Origin of the sequence: Lederbergia wuyishanensis (genome assembly GCF_022900255.1) — a bacterium.
Taxonomy (GTDB): Bacteria; Bacillota; Bacilli; order Bacillales; family Bacillaceae_C; genus Lederbergia; species Lederbergia wuyishanensis.
Window position 1 is genome coordinate 206,872 of record NZ_JALIRM010000010.1, and the last position, 16,277, is coordinate 223,148.

The window sequence follows — 16,277 nt, forward strand, 5'->3', positions numbered from 1 at the left end:
ATCATGAGGATTATTTTATTAGAATGTAAAAAAGCGCTCTCCTCACCAATCATTCTTGCCTTATTGCTTTTATTTTCCGCTTGGAATGTCTTTTTAGTCTATGACTCTTCTGATTTTAAAGAGGAATTGGGTGTTGTTAATCAAATTGCTAAAAAATATGGAACTCAGATTACGGATGAATCTCTTTTGAAGCTGGAAGATGATTTGCAGCCAGGATTGTCCCATTTGAATTCCGTTACTCAAAAAAAGTCGGGGCAAACATTTGAGCATGCATCAGACTTTTTTGCTCAATTAAACTATGAGAATCAAGAACTATTTACATCAAAAGAGCTGCAATCTTTTTACGAGCTGCATTTGAAAGAAATGTATGTTGGAATGGCAAAATCATTTGATCCTACTTATGCTAAGTTTAATATAAATAAGATGGGCGAAGAAGCGATAAATGGTTCTCGACTGAGTGGCACTGCAGCCGAAATGCTTAGGAATGAATACACAAAATTTGCAACTCGTTTCGAAGAATTGAAAAAGAACAAGGAATACATGCACTGGTTTTTTGCTGGTAAGCCATACGCGATGCATAGTCTATTATTTCGCACTTTGTTTATAACCGTCTTAATCGAAGCAATGATTTTAGTCGTACTTTCGACTGCCTTGATTACAAATTTCGAATTTGAAAATCGAACCCAACTTGTAACGTATACGGCGCGTAGAGGCAGGAAGCTAATGTTGGATAAATTTATAGCATCGTTAATTACAACCTCCATCATTACCTTGTTTTTACTCATTATTACGTTAGCGTCATTTTTTATGGCGTTTGATTATTCTTATTTATGGAAAACGGTGATTAGCAGCGGTTTTAATTGGGATTACAATTTCCCGTACGTACCCTGGTGGGATTTCTCCTTTTTGACTTATCTGCTTTTAGCAATCATCATTTCATATATTTGCATGTTATTATTTTCAACCTTTACTTTTAGCTTATCTGTAATGCTGAAAAACAGCTATTTTACATTTATTTTATTTGCTGTGATCTTTATTGCCTTGTTTATTTTACCTGCATTTATACCAGGCTCTTTACAATTAAAAATATTAGCTGGATTTAATTTATCCAGTCTCGTTTTAAATCCTCATCAATGGTGGATGGGGACGGGTGGGCTTACAATGTTTAAATATTATGAAGTAAGCACTATCTTAGCGTGGACAGTGATCTTCGCCATTTGTTGTTATGTAGCTTTGAAAAAGTTCGCGAAACTAGATATCTCGTAAGGAGAAATAATATGCAGATTTTATTACTAGAAATTCGAAAAATCTTAAACTGGAGAATACTCCTCGTTGTAGCTTTCGTCAATTTGATTTTGTACTACTTTTTGATTGATTTTAATATCAAACACTTTCCTAACGGTAGACCATCCTTGGATTCTTACCGGATAGGTGCGGAAATGGTTAAAAACTATGGACCTGTAATGGATGTGTCTGAAAAGGGCGATTTCAAAAAGAAATACGAAGAAGAAGTACAGAAAGCGGATGAATTCATACAATCGTATGATGATTTTAATAAAGTTGGAGTCCAATCTTATGAGGATTTTGTAAATATGGACCGCAATAATGAAGCTCAAATGAAGCTTCGTGATAAGATCGTTTTTGAAGAAGAAGTTGATTTATTCTGGGAGCTTCAAGAGAGGGAGAGATTATTAGAATTCCATCAAGATCAAGAAATGATTATTGAAAATGAAATCAACCGAGCTGATTCCATCGGACAAAAACATTTAGTCGAATTGAAAAAGACGGGTCAATTTGACCTATACCCGGAAGTTTCCTTAATGAATTTTAAAGATATAATTATGAATATTGCTATTGCTGTTCTAATTAGTGTCGTACTTGTCATCTCCCCTATTTTTCTTAGTGACCGAACAAGAAATATAGTTGATTTACAATACACATCAAACATTGGTAGATCCATTTTTAAGAAGAAGCTTATTGCCGGGCTTATTTCTACATTTGTTGTCATTACAGGATTACTTGCAATCTATTTATGCCTTTACTCATTAAACAACCCTTCGATTTTTTTCGAAGTACCTGTTAATTCGTTTATCGGCGGAGTTTCTTGGTATAACTTAACGTTTTTCCAATATATCGTACTATCTACTATCGCAATTTATGTGTTGGGATCCTTATTAACCTTCGTGTCTTTAGGAGTATCTAACCTTGTTCCAAGCTATATTGCTCTTATTGGAATTCAAGTGCCAATTATATTAGCACTTCTCTTATTCGGATTAAAATATCTACTTAACCTCATCATCAGCATGTGGCTTCCAATTTGGCTTGTCCCTGCTTGTTATATCGCTTTAAACATAATTGTAATTGGCTCCATCGTATTTTTATGGAAGAGGGAAAAGAAATTAGATATTGTATTGTAAGCAAAAATGCCAAGAGGATAAGCTCTCTTGGCGTTTTTGATATGCATAAAGGTTTTTTTCACAAAATATAGAAATAGTATATAAACTGCTTTTTGGGAGGCAATTATGAAATTAGATCACAAAAAGAAAAAAATTCAAATGGACTATAGGGAAAAAATTCAGCAAAAGAAATTTGCAAAAAGGCATACTATAGAAGCTATCATCATAGCAGCTATCATTTTTGCTTTTATCATCCTGAACTCTTTTTTCAAAGGTTTTTAATAAGCTCCCACTACCGCTTGTTGGACGGAATTGACAATTACTTTATTTTTTCCGGATTTCTTAGCAATATAAAGAGATGTATCTGCCCCGTTAAATAAAATATCCTTACTCATAGCAGGCAATAATTTTTGGATTCCTGCACTGATGGTTACACAATTCCCTTCCAATTCTTCCATGCATACGCTTGATATTCCAAGTCGGATATTTTCCATTTTTTCTAAAAACTCTTCAGTCGTCAATCCAATATTGATGATGGCAAATTCCTCACCACCATAACGAAATGCAAAGTCATCATTATCCATAAAGGATTTGATTTGTTTTGCAACTTCAACTATAACCAAGTCTCCCATTTGATGGCCATATGTATCATTGATTTTCTTAAAATTATCAATATCCAAAATTGCTATATGCACTTCTAGCTCATCAATTAATTCCATTTTCAATAACGTTTCTAAATACTCATGAAAGGATCTATGATTATACAGCTCAGTGACGGGGTCCATTCGAGTAAGCTTTTCCATTTGGATGTTTTGTGAAAATAAATATTGTTTTTCCTTTGTTGTTTGCAATAAATCATTCGCCAGTCGATGGCTATGCTTCATTAAACTATTAATTAATAAAGAGGTCCCAAATATAACAGCAATCATTATTATTAAATCTGAGTGTTTAAAATGGGCACGAACTTGTTCGGAAAAAACGTATATAAACACCCCTGATAGAATCCCCGTAATACAAGCAAATTTTAATAGTTTTGACTTATAAAAGTATAATGAGACCATCACTGGAAAAATTAATAGAAAAATAAGGATGGGCTTCTCATATAATGTTAATATGATAGCGCTCGCTATAATATTAATACCTAAAATCAAGATGTATTCTAAATGATTTTTTATTTTTCGAAGACATATTTCGATTATTCCTATCGTGATTATCATAAAAATAGAAGGATAGAAAATTACACGTTGAACAAAGAGCCACGTATTCTTAGTCGTGAAAAAAGCATCCACACTTGTAGCTATGATATAAATTCCGATAATAATCCAAAGTGCATTTAAAATATCACGAATTAAACTGGTAGTGTGAATAACACCTTCGTCTCTCATTGTTTCTCCCTCCTATCTTCCTGGGTAAAAGGTCCTTTCTGGTTATTTCTTATTGTACCGGACCTTCTATTGGAATAAAAGATTTTATTTGACATTTTCTATTATACTGAGATTTATTTTTATTTTCCCTTGCACTTTATCTTTAACTGTATTAAAGTAGGATACACTAACTAATAAAATTTAATATTTATTCTTATCCAGAGAGACGGAGGGATTTGGCCCTATGAAGTCTCAGCAACCGACCTTTAAGGCACCGGTGCTAATTCCAATAGGTTTTTAACCTAGAAGATAAGAAGATCTTTTCTTTTATAAGGACCTTCTATTTTCTAGAAGGTCCTTTTTATTATTGCTGCTGGAGGCTGAACAACATGGTAGTTACAAGATTTGAAACAAAATTGGCTCAATTAGGGAATCGAAGTGATTCAAAAACTGGAGCTATTAATCCCCCTATCTATTTATCTACAGCTTATGAACATTCTGGGCTTGGAGAGTCTACTGGCTATGACTACACAAGGACTAAAAATCCTACTCGCACCATTCTTGAAGAAGGAATTGCCACTTTAGAAGGAGGAGATCAAGGCTTTGCTTGCAGCTCAGGGATGGCTGCAATCCAATTAGTTTTATCCTTATTCCAAACAGGAGATGAATTGATACTCCCAGAAGATATTTATGGAGGAACATATCGCCTCTTAAAACACTACTCAGATGTTTATGGGATAAAGACGAACTATTTAGATTTCAAGGATGTTAATAAGATTGAGAAACATATTACAGAGAAAACGAAAGCTCTTTTCATTGAAACTCCTACTAATCCGCTAATGGAGGAAATTGATCTTATTCAATATTCACATCTAGCTAAGAAGCATAATCTTCTGCTCATAGTGGATAACACTTTTTTTACACCTTACTTCCAAAGACCGCTCGAATTAGGAGCAGATATTGTGATACATAGTGCTACCAAATATATTGGTGGTCATAATGATGTGCTGGCGGGACTTGTCGTTGCGAAAGGGAATCATCTTTGTGAAAGATTATTCGTTCTACATAATTCCATCGGAGCTACACTTTCACCTACGGACTCTTGGTTACTGATCAGAGGTTTAAAAACCCTTCATTTACGAATGAAACAGCACGATGAAAACGCGAAAAAAATTGTAGAATTTTTACGAAATGAACCTCTCGTTACCGATGTTTTATACTCCGGAATAGGCGGCATGTTATCGTTTCGCCTTAGGGAGAGTGAATGGGTAGACTTCTTTTTACGAAATCTTAAGTTGATCTTTTTTGCAGAAAGCCTTGGAGGAGTCGAAAGTTTTATCACATACCCTGCCACCCAAACTCATGCAGATATCCCTGAAGAAGAGCGATACGCACGAGGAATATGCAATCGACTGCTGCGTTTTTCTGTAGGAATTGAAAATGCAGAAGATATTATTGCCGACTTAAAACAAGTTTTTTCAAGCTTGCATGAGTTGTCCCTTATAAAGGGAGGTGGTCGCTGATTGCGGCTAAACCTGTTTTATTCGTTATACATTTTAAAACAAAAAGGAGAAATGAAACATGACAAAAACATTAGTAAAAGCACCATTTAGAGCAGATCAAGTGGGAAGTTTATTAAGACCTGAAAACTTGCATAAAGCAAGAAAAGATTTTGCCGAAGGAACTATTACAGCGGAACAATTACGTGAAGTGGAAACACAAGAAATTAAACGAATTGTTGATAAGCAAATTGAGGTTGGGCTAGAAGCAGTAACAGATGGGGAATTTAGACGGAGATTTTGGCACACAGATTTCTTGGAGCATTTAAATGGTATCGAAGGATATGTTCCTGAGGTTGGCTATATTTTTAATGACAATGAAGAAACAGAAAGATACAACATCCGTAATACAGGAAAAATTTCTTTCACCCCTGCTCACCCACACGTAAAAGATTTTATTGAATTTAATGAGATAGTCGGTGGACGTGCGGTTGCGAAACAAACAATTCCAAGCCCTAACCAATTATTTAATATTGGAATTCGCGATGAAAGTATTTATCCTGACATTGAAGAATACGCAAATGATGTTATTCAAGCATATCGTGATGCGATTCAGGCGTTTTATGATGCAGGAGTTCGATATTTACAATTAGATGATGTGTATATAGCAGGACTTTCTTCACCAGATATTCCTTTTAACGATGGAGCTTATTCAAGGGAATATTTGATTGATTTGGCTCTTCGAGTTGTAAATGGCGTGTTGGAAGGCAAACCAGAGGATTTATATATTACAACTCACCTCTGTCGTGGAAACTATCGTTCCAATTGGGCATTTTCGGGAAGTTATGATTTAATTGCTCCGACATTGTTAGCGAAAGAAAAAGTCGACGGTTTCTTCTTAGAATACGACGATGAGCGTTCAGGAGACTTCAAAGCATTAGAATACATTCCAAGAGGAGGAGCGAAAGTCGTTCTTGGTGTGTTAACATCCAAAAGAGGTGAATTAGAAGATAAAGATGAGGTCATCGCCCGCATTAAAGAAGCTTCAAAATTCATTCCATTGGAGCAGATTTGCCTTAGCACACAATGCGGATTCGCCTCAACACATCATGGGAATAAACTAACCGAAGAACAGCAATGGGAAAAACTAAAGTATATTGTTGAGATTGCGAAAGAAGTTTGGGGATAAGTTTTACTGGATAAAAAACCTGGAGAGGTATATTCTCCAGGTTTTTACTTCATAATTTGTAAAAAATGCCGATATTATCCAAAATACTTTTTATTGCTGAGAGGAGCGAGAAGGATGCTGGGTAAATGGTATAGTACAGGATTATCGATGATCAACCAAATGAATCGGCATCTCGCCATATCACAGCGATCACTAGAGCGAATTTCAACTGGGCTAATGATTAATCGAGCAAGTGATGACCCTGCTGGACTGGCAATATCGGAAAAAATGCGTGCACAAATTCGTGGTCTCCATATGGCGGGGCGAAATATTCAAGACGGGATTTCTTTGCTGCAAACAGCAGAAGGTGGCTTGAATGAAACACATGCTATTTTACAAAGAATGAGAGAATTAAGCGTCCAATCTGCAAGTGATACATATACAGATGCTGATCGTGAAGCGTTGGCTTTAGAATTTGAAGAACTGAAAAAAGAAATACAACGAATTTCTAAGGATCTTCAGTTTAACTCTATGCCTTTGCTTGATGGTTCGAGAAGTTCTATTCGTATTCAGGCGGGAGCGAACGCAGGGCAGTATATTGAATTGTCGATTGGGGATATGGGTGTCGATGATACGGGAATCAATATTGAAAAGCTATCCATTAGTACCAGAGATGGCGCCAATAAAGCTATGTCAAAGCTTGACGAGGCTATAACCAAGGTTTCTTCTGAGCGCTCTAAAATAGGGGCTTATATGAATAGACTGGAACATGCTTATAACAACGCAATGAATATGGAGGAAAACCTTATTGCGGCCGAATCAAGAATTCGAGATGCAGACATCGCAAAAGAAATCATGGATTATACAAAAGCGAATATTTTACTACAGGCAAATCAATATGTCATGAGCTTGCATATGCAACAAGCGTATTCGGTTTTGCAATTGTTAAAATAAAAAAACAACTTGGTATGAATATCTGTTTTTCGACTATTGATTATCGACTAAATTAGAGAAACTACCTGGTTCACTAGGAATTAAAGAAGGATAAACGATAAAATCAATTAACCTCGGACTTTCATCGAGAATTACATCCGAATTACCGATCATATTTGAATATCCCCTCGCTTCATCGGTAATTAGAGCTGGATTACCGACCAAATCCAAATAACTCGAACTTTCATCGAGAATAAGAACCGAATTAACGACCAAATTGGAATATCACCTTGGTTCATCGGTAATTAAAGCTGGATTACCGATCAAATCCAATTAATTCGAACTTTCACCGAGAATAAGAATCTAATTAACGACCAAATTGGAATATCGCCTTGATTCATTGTTAATTAAGGTTGGATTACCGATCAAATCAATTAACCTCGGACTTTCATCGAGAATTAGAACTGAATTACCGATCATATGGGAATATCTCCTCGGTTCTTCGGGAATTAGAGCCAGATTACCTACCAAATCAATAAACCCAGGACTTTCATCGAGATTAAAACAGTATATCTAATACGCCATTACAAATCGAATCCATTACAAGTTCTGCCTTTCCTCGTAAAAAGGGATTTTCCCATAATAAAAAGATGCAACAGAGCAAGAATTCCGCTCTATTGCACCTTATCAAAACTATTTACTCCGCCAAGCCCATTTCTGCTTCTACTACTGCTGAAATGCGATTAACGTAATCTTCGCACGCTTCTTTTGTCGGTGCCTCTGCCATTACACGAACAAGTGGTTCTGTGCCGGATGGGCGAACGAGGATTCGACCGTTTCCATTCATTTCGGATTCTACTTGGTCAATTATTTCTTTTACTTTTTCGTTGTCGGTAACATGATGTTTATCTGTTACTCGTATGTTTACTAGCTTTTGCGGATATTTTTTCATTCCATTGGCAAGTTCTGAAAGTGGTTTTCCGGTAAGCTTCATAGTATTAATCAGTTGAAGTCCTGTTAAAAGTCCGTCACCTGTTGTGTTGTAATCAAGGAAAATAATATGTCCGGACTGCTCGCCGCCGAGATTGTAGCCGTTATTTTTCATTTCTTCAACAACATAGCGATCACCTACAGCTGTTTGAGCACTATTAATGCCTAATTCTTCAAGACCCTTATAATACCCCAAATTACTCATAACAGTTGAAACGACGGTTGATTGTTTAAGTCGTGCTTCTGCATTCATATGTTTTGCGCATATGTAAAGAATATAGTCGCCGTCGACTATGTCACCATTTTCGTCAATAGCGATAACGCGATCCCCATCTCCATCAAACGCCAGTCCCACATCTGCTCCTTTTTCTTTCAAAAATTCAGCCAGCGCCTCTGGATGAGTTGACCCAACTCCATCATTAATATTTAAACCATTTGGAGAGGAGCCCATTGTCGATACATCAGCTTCCAAATCTGCAAATAAATGGGTTGCCAAAGATGAAGTGGCTCCATGAGCGCAATCCAGCGCAACATGAATCCCAGAGAAATCTTCGTCCACAGTTTGCTTAAGGAATTGCAAATATTTTTGTCCACCTTCAAAATAGTCACTCACTAGTCCAAGATCTTTTCCGACTGGCCGAGGTAATGTATCTTCTTCTAATTCTAGCAATTCTTCAATTTCTTCTTCTTGTTCATCTGACAGTTTAAATCCATCTGGTCCAAAAAATTTGATTCCATTATCTGCAACTGGATTATGTGAAGCAGAAATCATTACTCCAGCTTGAGCACCTAACGCTTTCGTTAAATAAGCCACTCCTGGTGTAGAAATCACACCTAAGCGCATGACCTCTGCTCCAATCGATAATAATCCCGATACAAGAGCCCCTTCCAGCATATGGCCAGAAATTCGGGTATCGCGGCCGATGAGAATTTTAGGGCGTTCTGAGTTTTTTGTTAAAACATAACCTCCAAAGCGACCTAATTTGAAAGCCAACTCTGGTGTCAGCTCTGAATTCGCTACCCCTCGTACTCCATCAGTTCCAAAATATTTACCCATTATATCTATCGCTCCTTCTTCGAACAATGATCATTTACACATTTTCCTTTTCTGTTAAGCGTATTTTCGCCTTTTTTTCCGATAGTTCCCACTGTACATCTTTTAAACCTTCTACTACTAAATCAACTTCATGGTCGCCGGCACTAAGACCGCTCAAATTTAACAATACATGAAAATCACTATCAAGAGCCTTTTCCAGGTTATCCTTTTCACCGGTAACCTTTAGCGATACTGTTCCATTTACAGGAGATACTATCTCCATATTTAAATCTGAACTAAGCCCTTTGTTTTCAATTTTTATATCCTTCAAAGTTTTTTCTTCCTGTTTTTTCTCTGTTAGAATTTTAACTTTTATTTTATCCGGTGTAATTTTATTAACACCAAGTGGATATTTAAGTGGAACTTCAAGTTCGGTGTCTTCGCGAATGTCGCTAACATCGACTGTAACCTCAAGTTCGTCAACATCTTTTAATATTTCAGTTCTTCCAAATATGACTACCTCAGGTGTAACCGTGCTGATTGTTTTGATATGAATATCATCTGGTGGAGTACCAGTTGTATTAATCTTTACGGGTACGTTTTTTCTAGGATTTGTCACAGGAATTGTCACTAATACTGATTCAGGTTCAACGATAACATCAAGCTTGTTCAATTCTCGGTCAAGAACCGTTACTTTTGCATATTGTTTGATTGTGTCGCTAATTAGACCACTTGCATCAATGGTTGCTTTCACATAAGAAATTTTATCAATGACATCCTTAGCACCAGTAATTCTTACTGTTTTCGGGTCTACATCAGGGCGTTCGGCTTCAAATCCTTCCGCAAGTATACTGCGGTTAAATTCAGCCTCTACTCCAAATTCCTTCGATACTTTTTCTTGCAGAGAAATATCTGCATAGGACGGTTCAATCGTAACTTTTAACTTATCAGATATATCTTTATATAAAAATTGAACACGATGTTTTCCTATTTCAAAGTCGGATAAATCAACATATACTGTAAAATCTCTTTGTCTTTTCGCAGCTTCTACAAATCGACGCTGCCCTTCAACCTTCACATCAACCGTTTGAGGAATTCCAGTAACGACAAGGTTTTCGGAATCGTAATATACTTCAACAGGTACATTGGTTATCGTATCTGTATTTGCATTTTCCATATCGTTTGGCGTGGTCCCAGAATTCTTTCCGCCAAAATAATCATTTGCAGTAACAAAAAGCAAAATTGCCAAAAGCATTGATATGATTCTGACAAACCATGGATTTTCCATAAATTTATCCATTTTTCGTCTTCTCCCTTCTTTTCCAAATTGATGAGGAAGACTGTTTAGCTTTGTTATCATCAGTAAGCTCTTTTTCCAATACTGTTTGCAACTGCTCTAAAGATAAATCCCGAAGTAATTCACCGTTTTTGGTAACAGATATGCCACCTGTTTCCTCCGAAACAACAATGGTTAAGCAATCTGTAACTTCACTAATACCTAACGCTGCACGATGCCTCGTTCCTAGTTCCTTAGAAATGAAGGGACTTTCTGACAACGGAAGATAACAAGCTGCCGCAGCAATTTGCGTTTTTTGTATAATGACGGCACCATCGTGAAGAGGTGTATTCGGTATGAAAATATTAATCAAAAGTTCATGAGTCAATTTTGAATGGAGCGGGATTCCTGTTTCAATATAATCACCCATTCCCGTTTCCTTCTCAATCGAAATGAGGGCACCTATTCGCCTTTTAGCCATATAATTTACAGCATTTATAATAGCATCCAGTCTTTGCTTTTGTTCTTCCTCTTCATGAATACCACTTCTTGCAAAAAACTTTCCACGTCCAAGCTGCTCAAGTGCACGCCTTAACTCAGGCTGGAAGATAATAATTATCGCTAAAAATCCCCATGTCATTACTGTTTCCATTAACATGTTTAATGTATTTAGATTAAGTACACCACTTAAAATCCAAACAAGGATGATGACAAAAATCCCGGTTAAAAGTTGGACGGCCTTAGTGCCACGGATGAACATAATCAATTTATATATAACGTACCAAACGAGGAAAATGTCCACTATATGGGATAAGACACCCAAGATGGTAAGGTTCTCAAACGGCATGTTCTTTCCTCCACCTATTTAATCGAATTGAGAAGTACTATACTTTTAAAGTATGGATAATAACTAATCCATTATAACATAATTTCAGCGAAACCAACTACAGAGGAAAGAGCAAGTAACAAAGATGAAAAAAAGGACTGCAAAATGCAATCCTCTCAATCCTCTTTATTCTTCCTCAAACAAATTGACGACTTTTTTGCCACCGTCTTTAATTTTATACCAAAGCCATTCAAACAATTCATTGATTTCTTCAATATCTCCAGTAACATCACCAGCTGAAGCTAAATATTTCTCTCCATTAATGATCTTTCCATTAATAATGGTCACATTACCATTAACCTTTCCTTCAATACGAAGGTTTCCATTTTTTACGGTAATGTCCCCATTCACAACTTCACCTTCAGGGACAATTACTGTATTATTTTCTACTATTAAATTATCTTGTTTTGTAACAGAAAATTTCTGATCATCGTTCCATATATTTAATACACTGCCAGCCATCAGTACTAAAAATAAAGAAGCTGCCGCCAAAATAGGATGATTGCGTAACCAGCGCTTTACACCTGCACTGCTTTTTTCTTTAGGTAATCTTGCCATAACATCAGCGGTAAATCCGCTAGAAACTTTTATATGTGACGAGCTTTTTACATAAGCTTCAGTTCTTTTAAGTTCTTGAAAATGCTTTTGACATTCAGGGCATTTTTGCAAATGGTCTTTTAATTTTTGCTCTTCATCATGAGATAGGTCACTATCTAAAGACTCTTGCATATAGAGAATAATCTCTTCGGGACATGCCTTCACTTTCATTCTCACCTTTCTACAAATTGTTCAACTGTTTTCGAAGTGCTTCACGCGCCCTGTGTATTCGGGTTTTGACCGTTCCAAGCGGCATTTCCAACACTTCACTAATCTCATTTAATGACAGGTCATCAATATATCTTAAAACTATGACAACCCTATACTTATCTGGGAGTCGCAATATTTCTCGTTGAACAATTTCTTGAAGTTCCATCGTCTCCACTTCGGAATCAGGAGATTTCCCCTCAGCAGCAATTTGAGAATACATTGTCAAACCTTCTGTTCCAGCAAGCTCCGCATCTAAAAAATAGTCTGGCTTCTTTTTTCTAATACGGTCGATGCAAAGATTTGTTGCAATTCTGTAAAGCCATGTAGAAAACTTTCTACTTTGATTGAAACTATGAATATTCACATAGGCTCTTACAAAAGCTTCCTGTGCAATATCTTCTGCCTCGTGTCGATTCCCTAGCATTCTATAGCATAACTGGAACACTTTATCTTTAAACAATTCTACGATTTCCCCAAATGCTTCCTGATCGCCCTTTAATACATCCCTAATTCTTTGATTAACAATCAAATCCATTCTCTCTCTACCTCCCGCTCTATGCGGTTATCCATTTATACGTATGAATATTAAAAAGGTTTCACGTATAGGTTTGACCTTTTAATTTTTTCTCGATAAAAAATCACATTAACTCTATATTAACAAATTTTACCGTATCTTGTTTAATATTTTGTAAAATGGATATAAAGATGATAATAAATATGGGGGAGGCTCATGATTGTTGAATCCGGAAGAATTATTAGTAAAAATTGAATCCCATCGAAGTAAAATGGTCGAACTTGGTTTAGCTTCATCTTTTTTAGATGAGCGTGTAGTCCAAATAAGCTATGAACTAGATATTCTTTTAAATAAATATCAAGCAGTGACGTGTAAAACAGGAAAACGATAATCCATTGTCATGCATGCCACTGCTTTATATTTATAATAATTTTTCCCCAAACAACGAACCCATCAAGGCTACGGCCACCTCGGCTGTTTTATTCCTTTCATCTAAAATTGGGTTTACCTCCACGAATTCAGCGGAAGTAATCAGTTTTGTTTCTTCAAGCATCTCCATTGCTAAATGACTTTCTCGATAACTGATTCCTCCTAAAACTGGCGTTCCGACACCAGGTGCATCGTGAGGATCAAGAGCGTCTAAATCAACCGATAAGTGAACGCCATCCGTTCTATTTTTTAGTAACTGAATCGACTCTTCCATAACTCGTGTCATCCCTAATCGATCAATTTCATGCATAGTAAAAACCTTAATATTTTTATTCTTTATAAATTCTCTCTCTCCTTTATCAAGATCTCTAGCACCAATAATCACAACATTTTCTGGTTTTACTTTCGGACCATATCCTCCAATGCCGGTTAGTGATGGGTGACCATAGCCAAGGCTTGCTGCAAGTGGCATTCCATGAATATTCCCCGATGGCGAAGTTTCCTCCGTATTTAAATCTCCATGAGCATCGAACCAAATAACCCCTAGATTTTTATAAAATTTACTAATTCCTGCAATTGTTCCAATAGCTATACTATGATCTCCACCAAATAACAATGGAAATCTTTTATTTTCAATAATGGTTTGGATTGAGCAAGCAAGTTCTTCACTTATTCTTGCAATCGCTTTCAAATTTTTCAATGAAATATGACTATCTTCTTCTAGAGAATCGACTTTTACAACAATATCTCCTATATCTTCTACGTCATAATCTAACTTGTTTAGTCGATTTAAAACCCCTGCATAACGAATCGCACTAGGTCCCATATCCACGCCTCTTCGTGTCTGACCAAGATCCATGGGAACACCTAATATAGAAATCTTTTTCATAGGTTTTCCTCCTCCCCTTTGTATAGTTATCATAACTTTTTTAATACTTATGGCTCAACTCAACATTTTTTTGTATATATATGCATTACATAATAGAGGTAAACATCTTTGGAGTATGGAAATAAGTAAAAGGTACTAATAATGCTAGGGAGGATATTTCAATGAAGTGGCGACCTGATATTCTTTTACATTTCATCCTTGCTTATGTCATGATGAGTGGATTTATGATTTGGTTACCAATTATTAGAGGATTATTTGATGGCACAGCTTATACCTGGTCAGGGTGGCTTGGGATAGGTGGAAATGGGATTTTAGGTGATTATTGGTTATTACTTATATTTGCATCTATACTGTTATCCGTTATCTATTTAGGATGGCGAGGAGCTCAAAAACCATTTCATTGGTTATTGCTTATATGGCTTTTCCTATTGGTTGTTGAATCAGCTGCAATATTTTTCTCAAATGAAACAATTTATTTTAAGGGAGATACTCTTGGCACACAATTTGATGCAGGTAAAATTATCTTCCCAATCGATCTATTCTTTTTAAGTATGTCTTGCTTTTGGATTTATCGTGATTTAAAGAAAAAACGCCATAAAGGACAATTATCCTGGACTAAGAACAATAGAATGATGTTGATTATTTTTTTCTTAATCTTTCCTTTACAACTTATCACATTAAGGTTTTTGGATTATGACCAGCTTGGGGTTTTCTTGACACTTTTTCAATGGCTCATTTTAAATATAGCATTTTATCCGTGGCGATCTTTTTATAAAATAAAAAGCCCTGAACAACGTCCAGGACACAATTGAAATTAAAATAATATGGTTGGTGGAGCCTAGCGGGATCGAACCGCTGACCTCCTGCGTGCAAGGCAGGCGCTCTCCCAGCTGAGCTAAGGCCCCTTTAATAGATGTATGAAACGTAAAAGAAGCCTTGAACACTAATCAAGACAACTGTTAACGAATGGATGATGAGCCATGCAGGATTCGAACCTGCGACCCTCTGATTAAAAGTCAGATGCTCTACCGACTGAGCTAATGGCTCATGGCTGGGCTAGCTGGATTCGAACCAACGAATGACGGAGTCAAAGTCCGTTGCCTTACCGCTTGGCTATAGCCCATCGGATAAAATTTACATTATGTATAATACCCATTAATCAGAAATGTATCCATCTTTTATGTAAATGGTGGTGGGGGACGGATTCGAACCGCCGAACCCGGAGGGAGCGGATTTACAGTCCGCCGCGTTTAGCCACTTCGCTACCCCACCGAAATAAAAAAAAAATGGTGCCGGCCAGAGGACTTGAACCCCCAACCTACTGATTACAAGTCAGTTGCTCTACCAATTGAGCTAGGCCGGCATATATGGTGGAGGATGACGGGATCGAACCGCCGACCCTCTGCTTGTAAGGCAGATGCTCTCCCAGCTGAGCTAATCCTCCAAATCATAATAAGCGGCGCATTCCTGCGACAGCTTTCTTGTAACTAAAATGGTGACCCCTACGGGATTCGAACCCGTGTTACCGCCGTGAAAGGGCGGTGTCTTAACCGCTTGACCAAGGGGCCATAATATTATTTTTACTCGAAGCTTCCAACCGGGCTTGAACCGGTGACCTCATCCTTACCATGGATGCACTCTACCAACTGAGCTATGGAAGCATGGCTCCGCAGGTAGGATTCGAACCTACGACCGATCGGTTAACAGCCGATAGCTCTACCACTGAGCTACTGCGGAATGATAGGTCTTGCCTGGCAACGTCCTGCTCTTGCAAGGGGAGGCCCCTTACTACCATCGGCGCTGAAGAGCTTAACTTCCGTGTTCGGGATGGGAACGGGTGTGACCTCTTCGCCATCGTCACCAGACAATTCATAATCGACATATTTTATTATAATATGTTTTATAGATTTTTCAAGAGAAATTTTTCATTCCCTCAAAACCAAATAATAGAGAAGGCAAACCGTATCATAGATTGATTAAGTCCTCGATCGATTAGTATCCGTCAGCTCCATGTGTCGCCACACTTCCACACCGGACCTATCAACCTGATCATCTTTCAGGGATCTTACTCGCTTGCGCGATGGGAAATC

At 37.1% G+C, this 16,277-nt stretch carries 16 protein-coding genes, 9 tRNA genes, 2 rRNA genes and 1 riboswitch; of the genes, 8 read left to right on the plus strand and 19 right to left on the minus strand.

Annotated features, from left to right (window positions below):
* The first annotated feature begins 3 nt into the window (after positions 1-3).
* The 3 genes from MT489_RS14735 (at position 4) to MT489_RS14745 (ending at position 2,678) form a co-directional block, all read left to right on the plus strand.
* Positions 4-1,266 carry a hypothetical protein gene (locus MT489_RS14735; RefSeq protein WP_244682323.1) on the plus strand — a complete coding sequence of 421 codons (1,263 nt, stop codon included), beginning with the start codon at positions 4-6 and terminating at the stop codon, positions 1,264-1,266.
* An 11-nt stretch (positions 1,267-1,277) separates the two neighbouring features.
* On the plus strand, positions 1,278-2,417 hold the full coding sequence (locus MT489_RS14740) for a hypothetical protein (protein ID WP_244682324.1): 1,140 nt from the start codon (positions 1,278-1,280) through the stop codon (positions 2,415-2,417).
* Between the two features lie 105 nt (positions 2,418-2,522).
* Complete coding sequence (locus tag MT489_RS14745) at positions 2,523-2,678, plus strand: hypothetical protein (protein ID WP_244682325.1); 156 nt, start codon at positions 2,523-2,525, stop codon at positions 2,676-2,678.
* On the opposite strand, the gene MT489_RS14750 is transcribed toward MT489_RS14745, so the two are convergent.
* Positions 2,675-3,781 carry a GGDEF domain-containing protein gene (locus tag MT489_RS14750; RefSeq protein WP_244682326.1) on the minus strand — a complete coding sequence of 369 codons (1,107 nt, stop codon included), beginning with the start codon at positions 3,779-3,781 and terminating at the stop codon, positions 2,675-2,677. The two genes, MT489_RS14745 and MT489_RS14750, sit on opposite strands and share 4 nt — an antisense overlap.
* A gap of 190 nt (positions 3,782-3,971) precedes the next feature.
* A riboswitch (SAM riboswitch) is annotated at positions 3,972-4,076 on the plus strand.
* Between the two features lie 73 nt (positions 4,077-4,149).
* Here MT489_RS14750 and MT489_RS14755 point away from each other — a divergent pair.
* From MT489_RS14755 to MT489_RS14765, 3 genes are all read left to right on the plus strand, one after another.
* Positions 4,150-5,283: a methionine biosynthesis PLP-dependent protein gene (locus MT489_RS14755; protein WP_244682327.1), complete on the plus strand. Its 1,134-nt coding sequence runs from the start codon at positions 4,150-4,152 to the stop codon at positions 5,281-5,283.
* 58 nt (positions 5,284-5,341) lie between these two features.
* Complete coding sequence (locus tag MT489_RS14760) at positions 5,342-6,448, plus strand: 5-methyltetrahydropteroyltriglutamate--homocysteine S-methyltransferase (RefSeq protein ID WP_244682328.1); 1,107 nt, start codon at positions 5,342-5,344, stop codon at positions 6,446-6,448.
* Positions 6,449-6,562: 114 nt separating this feature from the next.
* On the plus strand, positions 6,563-7,381 hold the full coding sequence (locus tag MT489_RS14765; RefSeq protein ID WP_244682329.1) for a flagellin N-terminal helical domain-containing protein: 819 nt from the start codon (positions 6,563-6,565) through the stop codon (positions 7,379-7,381).
* A gap of 33 nt (positions 7,382-7,414) precedes the next feature.
* On the opposite strand, the gene MT489_RS14770 is transcribed toward MT489_RS14765, so the two are convergent.
* From MT489_RS14770 to sigW, 6 genes are all read right to left on the minus strand, one after another.
* A complete protein-coding gene (locus MT489_RS14770) occupies positions 7,415-7,636 on the minus strand; it encodes a hypothetical protein (protein ID WP_244682330.1) in 222 nt (73 codons plus the stop codon).
* A gap of 421 nt (positions 7,637-8,057) precedes the next feature.
* Positions 8,058-9,407, minus strand: coding sequence for a phosphoglucosamine mutase (glmM, locus tag MT489_RS14775; protein ID WP_244682331.1), 1,350 nt, complete (start codon positions 9,405-9,407; stop codon positions 8,058-8,060).
* Between the two features lie 34 nt (positions 9,408-9,441).
* Positions 9,442-10,686, minus strand: a complete 1,245-nt coding sequence (locus MT489_RS14780) for a CdaR family protein (RefSeq protein WP_244682332.1) — start codon at positions 10,684-10,686, stop codon at positions 9,442-9,444.
* Positions 10,679-11,509: a diadenylate cyclase CdaA gene (gene cdaA / locus MT489_RS14785; protein ID WP_244682333.1), complete on the minus strand. Its 831-nt coding sequence runs from the start codon at positions 11,507-11,509 to the stop codon at positions 10,679-10,681. Before cdaA ends, MT489_RS14780 begins: the two co-directional genes overlap by 8 nt.
* A gap of 165 nt (positions 11,510-11,674) precedes the next feature.
* A complete protein-coding gene (locus tag MT489_RS14790; RefSeq protein WP_244682334.1) occupies positions 11,675-12,316 on the minus strand; it encodes an anti-sigma factor family protein in 642 nt (213 codons plus the stop codon).
* A gap of 10 nt (positions 12,317-12,326) precedes the next feature.
* Positions 12,327-12,890: an RNA polymerase sigma factor SigW gene (sigW, locus tag MT489_RS14795; protein ID WP_244682335.1), complete on the minus strand. Its 564-nt coding sequence runs from the start codon at positions 12,888-12,890 to the stop codon at positions 12,327-12,329.
* A gap of 199 nt (positions 12,891-13,089) precedes the next feature.
* On the opposite strand from sigW, the gene MT489_RS14800 reads away from it, so the two are divergent.
* Complete coding sequence (locus MT489_RS14800) at positions 13,090-13,260, plus strand: aspartyl-phosphate phosphatase Spo0E family protein (RefSeq protein ID WP_244682336.1); 171 nt, start codon at positions 13,090-13,092, stop codon at positions 13,258-13,260.
* 30 nt (positions 13,261-13,290) lie between these two features.
* Here the strand turns inward: MT489_RS14800 and rocF are convergent, their stop codons facing one another.
* On the minus strand, positions 13,291-14,187 hold the full coding sequence (gene rocF, locus MT489_RS14805; protein WP_244682337.1) for an arginase: 897 nt from the start codon (positions 14,185-14,187) through the stop codon (positions 13,291-13,293).
* 161 nt (positions 14,188-14,348) lie between these two features.
* On the opposite strand from rocF, the gene MT489_RS14810 reads away from it, so the two are divergent.
* Positions 14,349-14,999 (plus strand): hypothetical protein, encoded by a 651-nt coding sequence (locus MT489_RS14810; RefSeq protein WP_244682338.1) that lies wholly within the window; start codon positions 14,349-14,351, stop codon positions 14,997-14,999.
* Between the two features lie 17 nt (positions 15,000-15,016).
* Here the strand turns inward: MT489_RS14810 and MT489_RS14815 are convergent.
* From MT489_RS14815 to MT489_RS14865, 11 genes are all read right to left on the minus strand, one after another.
* Positions 15,017-15,092 (minus strand) — tRNA-Ala (locus tag MT489_RS14815).
* 69 nt (positions 15,093-15,161) lie between these two features.
* Positions 15,162-15,234, minus strand: a tRNA-Lys gene (locus MT489_RS14820).
* A gap of 1 nt (position 15,235) precedes the next feature.
* Positions 15,236-15,310, minus strand: a tRNA-Gln gene (locus MT489_RS14825).
* Positions 15,311-15,374: 64 nt separating this feature from the next.
* Positions 15,375-15,459 (minus strand) — tRNA-Tyr (locus MT489_RS14830).
* A 15-nt stretch (positions 15,460-15,474) separates the two neighbouring features.
* Positions 15,475-15,550: transfer RNA gene (locus tag MT489_RS14835), tRNA-Thr, on the minus strand.
* A gap of 5 nt (positions 15,551-15,555) precedes the next feature.
* Positions 15,556-15,631: transfer RNA gene (locus tag MT489_RS14840), tRNA-Val, on the minus strand.
* Between the two features lie 49 nt (positions 15,632-15,680).
* Positions 15,681-15,755 (minus strand) — tRNA-Glu (locus MT489_RS14845).
* Positions 15,756-15,775: 20 nt separating this feature from the next.
* Positions 15,776-15,848, minus strand: a tRNA-Thr gene (locus MT489_RS14850).
* A gap of 1 nt (position 15,849) precedes the next feature.
* Positions 15,850-15,924, minus strand: a tRNA-Asn gene (locus MT489_RS14855).
* A 12-nt stretch (positions 15,925-15,936) separates the two neighbouring features.
* Positions 15,937-16,052 (minus strand): 5S ribosomal RNA (rrf, locus tag MT489_RS14860).
* 107 nt (positions 16,053-16,159) lie between these two features.
* Positions 16,160-16,277, minus strand: a 23S ribosomal RNA gene (locus MT489_RS14865); the annotation flags it as partial.